Source organism: Thermogutta sp. (assembly GCF_014359955.1).
GTDB lineage: Bacteria > Planctomycetota > Planctomycetia > Pirellulales > Thermoguttaceae > Thermogutta.
The window spans coordinates 1-3450 of record NZ_JACIYL010000474.1; the positions used below are offsets into that span (position 1 = coordinate 1).

General features: G+C 59.0%; 2 protein-coding genes. One reads left to right on the plus strand and one right to left on the minus strand.

Annotated features, from left to right (window positions below; genetic code table 11):
* Positions 1-124 precede the first annotated feature (124 nt).
* Positions 125-3187, plus strand: coding sequence for a glycoside hydrolase domain-containing protein (locus H5U08_RS13190; RefSeq protein ID WP_297033875.1), 3063 nt, complete (start codon positions 125-127; stop codon positions 3185-3187).
* A gap of 60 nt (positions 3188-3247) precedes the next feature.
* Here the strand turns inward: H5U08_RS13190 and H5U08_RS13195 are convergent.
* Positions 3248-3450 (minus strand): outer membrane beta-barrel protein (locus H5U08_RS13195; RefSeq protein WP_297033877.1); only part of this gene is annotated, 203 nt, incomplete at its 5' end.

Sequence of the window (3450 nt, forward strand, 5' to 3'; positions counted from 1 at the left end):
TCATCCTGCGCCAACCACCATTTGCTGACCAGCCACCATTTGTTAATCAGCACTCGCCATGAAGATTCGATTTGTGCCGCAGGAAGACGGCTTTGGTTGACATTTTGTTGCTCGGAGACAGTCCATGAAAGAAGCCCTCCTGTTTCGCAACGCGAGTTGGGTTGTTGTCATTCTTCTGACGGCGCTCCTTCCGATACTGGCCGCAGGCGAGGAAACCGTCGAGCCTTCTGCCCTGCTGCCTAACGGGGAGTTTCACGTAGGGGAAGCAGAACCCACCGGCTGGCGACTCTCCGGCGGTACCGGACGCTGGATTGACAGCAACATCCTCGAAGTCACCGGGGATGGCCGAAGCAGTAACGCGTGGCTTTCCCAGATTGCTCTTCAGCCACGTGGCCGGTATGTCGTCACGGTGAAGGGACGTCGCCTTGGTGCTTCGGGTGGTTGTGCGATCATCGGGCCCGCAGAAGTCAACCACGATTGGACATTCCCCGATACCGAATGGGGCGAATTCCAGGCCGCCTTCCGTGTGCCGGATCAGGTGAGCACCACGCAGTTTCGCCTCGGGCAATGGCAGGTGCGGGGCACCATTCAATACGACGCTGCGCAACTGCGGCCGGCCCTGCCCATCTACTGCAAACATGGACAGATCATCCTCGGCCGTGGAGAAAGAATCGAGAAGCGACAGTACTTTTTCCACGCGATTTTCAACCAGTACGGCAGTAACGATCATCGGGTACTGGAACGGGCGACGGCGGGGTTCAACACTTCGCGCTGGGTTATCTCGGGCGAACGAGAAATCGTCTACCGCTTCGGTCTGCCAGGCTGCCGATTTATCGGCGGGCGGCTCGCGGTCAACATCAACTACTACATTCGCGGTGCTCTCAGTATTGCCGTGAGCAAGGACGGCAACGCCTGGACCGAAATCGCGAGGGGACACAAATTGGGGGCCGTGGAGGTTTCTCTCCCAGAAGAACTTTTGCCTGCCGGCGATCTGTGGGTGAGGCTGCGGGGGGCTAGTTCGGACACCTCCCTACAGGTGGACAAGATCACGTTCGAGGGTGACCTGGACAGGGAATTACCGTCTTTAACCGGCCAAACAATTTATGGCATCCTTTCCAACGGCTCGCTGGCAGCTCGCATATCGGCTCTCGGGTTATGTTACCTGGGCCCCTCCGAAAACGGCCAGCATCTGTTTGAGCTCTCTCCACCTGCCGACTCGGGTTACGAATTTCGCGTATCGGTCAGTGCACCCGATGGTACGACCATCCGCCAGAACGAAGCACTCCAAGCCCGCGGAGCAAACGGTTCACGCTCCCTGGGTTTCACCATCCCCGTGACCACTCCGGGAGTGTACAAAGCGTTCCTGACGATTCGGCAGCAGGGCCAAGCGCTGGGAGTTCTGGAAATTCCCCTTGCCGTCCACGAGTTCTATCGCGCGGACTACGGCAAGTACCTGGCGAAGTCCGGCCCCGTCGTCCTGTGGTGGTGCGAGGCGGACTGGAAGATTGCCCGCAATCGGCCGGCTCCCGAGGCGGCAAGCGGTTCGTCAGGCATCACCATGATGGCTGCCAAAGGCGACCATGAATCTGCCCAATTGGTCCTGCGTCCGGAGGTTGCCACAACTCTCGAACGCATCGAGGTCACCGATCTTCAGGGGCCGAAAGGCTGTTCCATCGATGCAGGAGACATCACCGTTCGTCGCGTCTTCTACCATTTTGTGCACACACCCACGGACCGAACCGGGGTCGTTGATTGGTGGCCGGACGCTCTCCCCCTCATCCAGTACCCGCTGTCCCTTTCTGCCGGGGTGAACCAACCATTGTGGATCACGATTCGCGTCCCCCGGAACGCTGAAGCCGGGGAATACCACGGGGAAATTCGGCTGACCGGCCCCGGATGGCAGGCCGTGATACCGATTCAGCTTACCGTCTGGAATTTCGCACTACCCGAGCAAAACCACCTGGAAACGGCCTTCGGATTCGACTGCTGGCGGGCCTTCCAGTATCACAATGTGCAAAGCGAGGAAGATCGACGGCGTCTGCTGGACCTGTACTTCCAGAGCTTTGCGGACCACCGCATCAGCCCGTACGTTCCCACCCCGCTTGATCCCTACCGCATCACATTCGACCTCAAGTCCGAACCTCCGCGGGCTGTGGTTGATTTCTCAGCGTTCGACAGAGCCATGGAGGAAGCCATCTGCCGGTACCATTTCACGAATTTCATGGTTCGTATTCAGGGGATGGGAGGCGGCACGTTCCATTCCCGCGTGGAACCTTCCCTGGCCGGTTTTGCCGAAAACACACCGCAATACCAGGCACTCTTCAGCAGCCAGGTTCGGCAAATCGAGGAGCATCTCCGCGAGAAAGGGTGGCTTCACATGGCGTACGTGTACTGGTTCGATGAGCCCGAGCCCAAGGATTACGAGTTCGTCAAAGCGGGGATGGCCCGGCTGAAGAAATACGCGCCCGGCCTGGCCAGGATGCTCACCGAAGAGCCGGTGGAGCCGCTTTATGGATACGTGGACATCTGGTGCCCCGTTAGCCCCAACTACGACCACAAAGTCGCGGAGGAGCGTCGCCGGTTCGGGGAGCGGTTCTGGTGGTACATTTGCACGGGCCCGAAGGCCCCCTATTGCACCCTGTTTATTGACCATCCCGCAACCGAACTGCGCGTGTGGCTCTGGCAAACGTGGCAACGGCGGATTTCTGGAATTCTTGTTTGGGCCACCAACTACTGGACGTCGTCCGCTGCATTTCCGGACGGCTTTCAGGATCCGTACGAGGATCCGATGTCGTATGTATCAGGTTATTCCACACCCAAAGGAGTGAAACGGCATTGGGGAAATGGTGATGGCCGCTTCATCTATCCGCCTCCCGAAGCCTCGGTGCCCGGGAAGACGGCCGGTCCGGTACTTTCGCCACCGGCGTCCAGTATTCGCTGGGAGATGCTTCGCGAAGGCATCGAAGATTACGAAATGCTCTGGCTGCTGGCGGATCTGCTCAAAAAATATGGCAATCAACTATCCCAACAGGAGCGTGAACTCTTCGCTCAATTGCTGGAGGTTCCGCCGGAAATCACCCGCGACATGACGACCTTCACGCGGACACCCGATCCCATCTATCAGCGGCGTGCGCAAATTGCCGCCGCGATCGAGGTTCTCCTGTCGCGGCAAAGCGACCGGCCATAAGAAAAGACGCCGGCTCGGTGAGCCGGCGTCCACGTGGGCTGATCTCGTTTGGTCATCCCGTCAGAAGGTCACGATAAAGTCGCAACCAAGCAGGAACTGGTTGTCGCGGTCCCCTGCGTCGTAGGGGAGAACAGCGACCGGCCGATTGGCGTCAAACCAGTCCCAACGCACTTCGGGACGCACACGGAGATTGGGGTGCGGTGACCAGTTGAAACCGTAGCTGATTTCGTAGAAGTCACCCGGGAAGGGTCCTGTCGCCCGAT

Bases quoted from the DNA above. Each gene is read 5' to 3' on its own strand.
- H5U08_RS13190 (WP_297033875.1), top strand. From the start codon at position 125: ATGAAAGAAGCCCTCCTGTTTCGCAACGCGAGTTGGGTTGTTGTCATT.